6 protein-coding genes are annotated in these 6,034 nt (G+C 39.2%); 3 read left to right on the top strand and 3 right to left on the bottom strand.

The window, feature by feature from the left end; genetic code table 11:
• Both KKA81_14270 and KKA81_14265 read left to right on the top strand, forming a co-directional pair.
• A partial coding sequence (locus KKA81_14270; protein ID MBU2652091.1) for a hypothetical protein occupies positions 1–1,139 on the top strand: 1,139 nt, incomplete at its 5' end.
• A gap of 311 nt (positions 1,140–1,450) precedes the next feature.
• Positions 1,451–1,987, top strand: coding sequence for a cytochrome P460 family protein (locus tag KKA81_14265; protein MBU2652090.1), 537 nt, complete (start codon positions 1,451–1,453; stop codon positions 1,985–1,987).
• 494 nt (positions 1,988–2,481) lie between these two features.
• On the opposite strand, the gene KKA81_14260 is transcribed toward KKA81_14265, so the two are convergent.
• From KKA81_14260 to KKA81_14250, 3 genes are all read right to left on the bottom strand, one after another.
• Positions 2,482–3,141, bottom strand: coding sequence for a hypothetical protein (locus KKA81_14260; protein ID MBU2652089.1), 660 nt, complete (start codon positions 3,139–3,141; stop codon positions 2,482–2,484).
• Positions 3,142–3,228: 87 nt separating this feature from the next.
• Positions 3,229–3,873, bottom strand: coding sequence for a hypothetical protein (locus tag KKA81_14255; GenBank protein MBU2652088.1), 645 nt, complete (start codon positions 3,871–3,873; stop codon positions 3,229–3,231).
• Positions 3,874–4,823: 950 nt separating this feature from the next.
• Positions 4,824–5,699: a transposase gene (locus KKA81_14250; GenBank protein MBU2652087.1), complete on the bottom strand. Its 876-nt coding sequence runs from the start codon at positions 5,697–5,699 to the stop codon at positions 4,824–4,826.
• Between KKA81_14250 and KKA81_14245 the strand changes: the two genes are divergently transcribed.
• Positions 5,680–6,034 (top strand): transposase (locus tag KKA81_14245; protein MBU2652086.1); only part of this gene is annotated, 355 nt, incomplete at its 3' end. The two genes, KKA81_14250 and KKA81_14245, sit on opposite strands and share 20 nt — an antisense overlap.

The following is a 6,034-nucleotide window of genomic DNA, read 5'->3' as shown; positions in this document are numbered from 1 at the left end:
GTGGGAAATATATCTTCACCATGCCAAGGATAGGCGATAGCAAAATCGCTGAATTCTTAATTACCCGTGGGGATCTTTTTAAAGTTGAGGCCGACCGGTTCGGTAACCAGATGGAAAAGAGGCAGATACGTTTCGGTTCCGATGATACGGTATACATAAATGTTGAAAACTGGGAAGACCGCAGGGTGGAGAAAAGCAACAAGCTTACCGTCATATTAGACAAGATACCGACCGAATATGAGGGGGATAAGATTTTTATCACCGGGACATTCAACGGTTGGTTTCCCCGGGATCTTCAGTACAGGTTTTTAAGGAATGAAAATGGAAAATACCAGGTGAGCATACCCAAGGAACAGGGCGAGGTCCAGTTTAAGATCACCCGGGGTGACTGGTCGACGGAGGAGGTTGACATCCTGGGTTATAAGAAGAATAATTACATCTATACCCCTGAAATGCCCGATACACTTCACCTGGAGATCAAAGGCTGGCTCGACCGATCGGAGACCAGGCATCCGACTTATACCTTTGTCATCGATGCATTGCCCCCGCGCACACCACCCGGGGAGGACATTTATATGGCCTCATCGGTTAACGGCTGGAACGCGGAAAGCAAACGTTTCCGGTTCCGTGAAAACAGTGATGGAAAGTATTACCTCACCCTTACCGATGCATGGAGATCCTTTGAATACAAGATTACCATGGGAAGTTGGCAGCAGCAGGAGATGGATGAAAACGGACAGATCATTCCCAACAGGATTTTTGAATATACTGGACAGGATACTACCCATATCACCGTAAAGAACTGGATGCATATTCCGGCGTTTAATCAGAAGTTTGTTGTAATCCTTCTGGAAACCATCCCTTCCTATACACCCAAAAACCGTGATATTTACATTGCCGGTACCTTCAACAACTGGGATCCCGGAAACCGTGATTATATCCTGAAAGAAACACCCAAAGGCAAACACTACATCACCATACCCAACTGGGAAGACGAGATCCAGTTCAAGTTCACGCTGGGATCGTGGGATTTTGAAGAGCAGAACCTAAACGGCTGGAACATTGATAACCGCGTGTACCGGTTTGGATATGTGGATACACTGCGGCTGAAGGTGGAGAACTGGAAGGGGTTGGAGTGAGGTGGGGCTGGGGAGCTGGGGAGCTGGGGAGCTGGGGAGCTGGGGGGCTGGGGAGCTGGGGAGCTGGGGAGCTGGGGAGCTGGGGAGCTGGGAAACTGGGAAACTGGGGTGGGGGCCTTGGCAGGAATGACTGGGGAGTTTATAAATAAATACTCAAAAACTATTGTGACTACTGTGGTGAAAAATTGAACCAGGGGGTTTGTATCACCGGAATGGGGGCAAGTTGGCTGGAATAAACAGTATTTCCTGAAAAACAGAAAATTAATAAAAAGCCTTTATATTTGTATAATTAAAACCATCAATTCATTTTAATGAAAAAATTATCGATTCTCTCCATATTGGCTTTTATTTTGATCATACTTTCGATGTTTATGATTGAAGGATGCAAACATGAGAGCGATGAAGACGATCAGGCTCAGGGAACAGACAAGGTATTATATGACCTGGCTACATCTTCGGCAAATTTCACCTGGTACAAAAACTCTGATGCGTTGCTGGACAGAAGCCCGTTATCGGGGCATCAGGAGCCTTACCTGAGGGTAAGGTACAACTCCGTGGCTTCTGCCGAACTTGATTCGACAGGCAAAGTGAAACAGGGTATAATCTTCGGGGAAGGAGCGCTGGTAGTCAAGGAATTGTATGAGACCACTTCCAAACTGGGAACCTATGCGATCATGTACAAGAATTCAGGGATGGCCGAAGCCGACGAAACAGGATGGGTTTGGGGGTACCTTTTCGCCGATGGGAAAGTAAGGGTGGCGGCTTCTGAAAAAGGAGCATCATGCAGAAACTGCCATCTGCAGGCCGGCAACATAGACCTCACGATGATGAATGTTTCGCACCCTTAGTTAACTGAAATTTTTTCAAATTCAACAAAAACCTTGAAGGCAAAACATCAATATTTACCTTCGGGTAATGTTAAACTGAAGCATTTCACTATATGCTGCTTTCAGGATACGTTTGAATCTGTTTTAATGATCTGTCAAGTTTATTGATGAAGTAAATGGTTGCCTTTTTTGACAAGTTGTAGATATAGTTAAGCTTATTGAAATTTGCAAATGTTGAACTATAAATACTATTTCCTGATTTTATCCTCATTTCATATAGTCCATCAGTGCTTTCAATATGTTTTACAAATTTCTGTGGGATTCTATTAACAGTCCTGATAATTTTGAAAACATATTCAATTTTTTCCTGCACGGATGAATCAAGCGTCAAATAGAACTCGATGAAATATCTCTCATAAAATAGTACCCCCCCAGCCCGGAAAGTGGTTCTGTAGCGATTATTAAGGTTCCATATGGGTAAAATTCAAAAAATCATAAATTATAGATGAAATTTCCTAAAACCGAATAATAAATCCAAGATCTCCAGCAGGTGTCACAGTATAATCTTTGCTAGTAAAATGATAAGAAAACCCGATACCAAAATTAATTCCAAACCTTGAACTGTTCCCAAAAAGCCAATCACCTCCAGTCAACATTGAAATTCCCAATTGATTTACGTCCTCTTTTGTGTCATTTTGATACTCCCAACCTATAATTCCAAATTGCAAATCCACATACAAACTTCTCCATGGAAAAAATTTAGCTCCAATAGAAAATGAGAGGTTAGCTGTTGGGCCGCCTGGTAAATATCCTAAGCCTGCATGGTATCCAAATCCAACATTTTTTCCAAATCTTTGCTGAAACCTAACTCCTATTATTCCATAGCTCATGCCTAATCCTGATCCTAACATAGTATACTTTCCGTTGTATGAACCTTCTGACGAAATAATGGATTCTTCCTTGCCATTCTCATATATAACCTTTGACACATCTGATTTATCAATATTTCTGACCGGGCCATCCTGGAAATCAAAATCCTTATATTTAATTGTTTCTTTTGTTATTTCAAGGATCTTTGATTTGATTTTATCGCCATTCTTCATAAAAATGACATCTTGCGCAAATACAATATTTGCATAAATGCCCATTAGTAAAAAAAATATTAATTGCTTCATATTTAATTTTATTTAATTAATAATACTGATAAAAATCTTATTAGTTGATAGTGAAAAGTTAAATTATGTCTAATGAATAGCCATTCTCTATTCCTCAATTTTACCAATCAATTCATGGTCATTTAATGCATTTTCAATTATGCATTGTAATTCAATAGGAATATTTTTTAATAACTTAGCTGGACTTCCTAGAGGAATTATTTCAACTATGCTTTTATTGAATAATCTTTCACCTTGCTTGTCATATAATTTCAATTCTATGTCTTCTATATAATCATAAGTTTTATAGCCATCAAAGTGTAGTTTATTTAATTTAATTAGGAGTACTTTCTCATGGTTATAGTTCTTTATCTTTTCTAAAATTTGTTCTTCAGTTTCAAAAGGAGTAGAAGTAATGGTGTTAATAGAAACTCCCTGTTTATCATATCCATTTTTAATCTTTTCCAACATTAAATCGGAAAAATTCATACCACATTTTGGGAAATAGGGATAGGCTATTCCAACTAAAGCTCTTACATAGCCAAGAAAAGATTCTGGCTGTGACCTGTCAGTAACTTGAATGCGTTGATCCCAAATAATTATCCCTAAATTTTCGTGATTGATTTTTTTGAGTTCTAACTCCATTTTTTCAAGAGACAATTTTTTTGCAAATACATTGTTCGAAAATGAACAAAGTAATATGGTAAACAATGCTACCATACATACAGTAGTAAAAATTCTTGATTTTTTCATTTTGTTTAATTTTTTATTGATTCTATTGATTATTCAGAAATTCATATATCCAAGCTTTAAAAGCTAAGTTTAATTTTATCAAGAAATAAAGAATTATGCATTCAAAATGTCACCAACAAATATACAATCTGGAAAAGGCATGTATGAAATAGATTTATGAACGCTGGGAAAATTTATGTGAACGCTTGGTTTGAATCTATGAACGCTAAAAAATGAAGGATGAATTCAGGAGGGATTTTTGAATTTTCAAGTTCAAAATTTAATTAATCTAAGTCTAATATTTCAACTCATTGATTTGATTCGAAAAAAATTATTCTCATAATCAGAATGTTTTGCTTCAAATAAACTTTTAAAAATTCAAGAAAAAGAACATTTGGTTCATGATTATTTTACATGAATAAACAAGAGAATTGATAGGACTAATTCATCAATAAAAAACCATTTAGGCGTTGCAAGTAGTTATGAAAATAGCAACGAATTAACAAACAGAATTAATGACAACAGGATTCATCCATCTTCATTTCCTGCTTCACTTCCAGCTTTTGTGATTTAGGGCTTACATAGGGAATCCCGAGGCTCATCCCCCGCCCAAGAAATCCAAAGATGGCACCCAACTTAAAGCATTTTATCCATCGTTTCCCTACAAATATAACTACAAATTGAATTTGTTCCTTTAAAGAGATAAAGAATAATAGCGTCTGTGGGGAAATGATGGATAAAATGGAGTTGGACTATGCCGAAAGGTGAAGCATCGCTATGGGCATTCTATGGGAAGTGCTGTGAATTAAGATGCTTTGGAGAGAGGAAAGGATTAAATATTTTGGATATTTTGTTTTCATTGGTTTGGTTTTTAGTATAATCAGGATATACTTCTCCCATCCCGGATAATTTACTGGGAAGCGAGCCAGGAAAATCATATGATAAAGAACGCAGAATTTAGGTAGGGATCGTTATCCTGGTTTTATCAATACCGGGGCCTGTGTTGATTTTTTACACATCCTGCCGTTTGAGCATACCGGGCAACGGTATGGATCTTTTCCCGACAGACAGCTTATAATTTCCATGGCATTGAGCCCCTGCAGTTGAGGAAGCCAGGTTGTTTTGCCGATTAATTTGATGCATGCCGAAAGTTTGGTTTTGATTTTGCAGATGGCCAGAAAGCCAAAGTATCGTATCTTGTAAAACCCTGAAGGGAGCACATGCTGCAGGAATCTGCCAATGAATTCGCGACCATTGAGACTCATCTGTCTGTTAATCCCGTTGGCCCGGTAATCTTTGTAATCAAAGCAAACTTTACCATGCGAATAATCTTTGATGCGATGATTGGTAATGGCCACTCTGTGAGTGTAGTTACCCAGGTAATTGATCAGGGCATCGGGAGAGTTGAAGGGTTTTTCGGCGTATACCACCCAGTCTTTGCGGTAGCACTTTTCTTTCAGTGTTTTAAAATCCGTTGTTTCATCAGGCAGTTTGATCATTCCTGCAAGGATCTGCTGATCAATAAATCTGCATAAAATACCACGGAAGACTCTGCTGAGGGCTTTCACGGGGACAAAGAACTTCCCGGGAGCTTGCACCCACTCCATTTCATCTTCTGAGAGTCCTCCGGCAGGAACAATCATATGAATATGTGGATGGTATACGAGTGCCTGCCCCCAGGTGTGCAAAATGGCTGCAGCACCGGCTTGTGCCCCCAGAAATTTTCGATTTCCGGCGCATTGCATCAACGCTTTTCCGGCAGCGGAAAACAATGTATCATAGGCTGTTTTTTGATTGAGATAAAAAAGCTTATTCAGGCAATGCGGAATGGTGAAGACAATATGCAAATGCCGTACGGGAGGCAGGTTTGCGGTGAGCTTGTCGGCTCTTTCGAAAGTATTTCGAGCCCGTTTTGTTGAATACCTGCGGAAGGAAATGGATTTACCAGGAGATCTTTACATAGATATCTTTTCAAAACAGTGGGTTGTGTATTGCAAACGGCCCTTTTGGGGTCCACAACATGTGGTAGAATATCTTGGCCGGTACACTCACAAAATAGCAATCAGCAATCACCGGATTAGAGACATCCAGTGCGATAAGGTAATTTTCATGGCCAAAGATTATCGTCATGGAGGTAAAACACATCCTGTTACTCTTAGCCAGCAAGAATTTATCCGCAGGT

This window comes from Bacteroidota bacterium (assembly GCA_018831055.1).
Classification (GTDB): domain Bacteria; phylum Bacteroidota; class Bacteroidia; order Bacteroidales; family B18-G4; genus M55B132.
Note: the sequence above shows the minus strand (reverse complement) of the source record. Positions and strands in the feature narration are given on the sequence as shown.

Coding starts and splice junctions, on each gene's coding strand:
- KKA81_14260 (MBU2652089.1), bottom strand. CDS start 3,141: ATGAAGCAATTAATATTTTTTTTACTAATGGGCATTTATGCAAATATT.
- KKA81_14255 (MBU2652088.1), bottom strand. CDS start 3,873: ATGAAAAAATCAAGAATTTTTACTACTGTATGTATGGTAGCATTGTTT.
- KKA81_14265 (MBU2652090.1), top strand. CDS start 1,451: ATGAAAAAATTATCGATTCTCTCCATATTGGCTTTTATTTTGATCATA.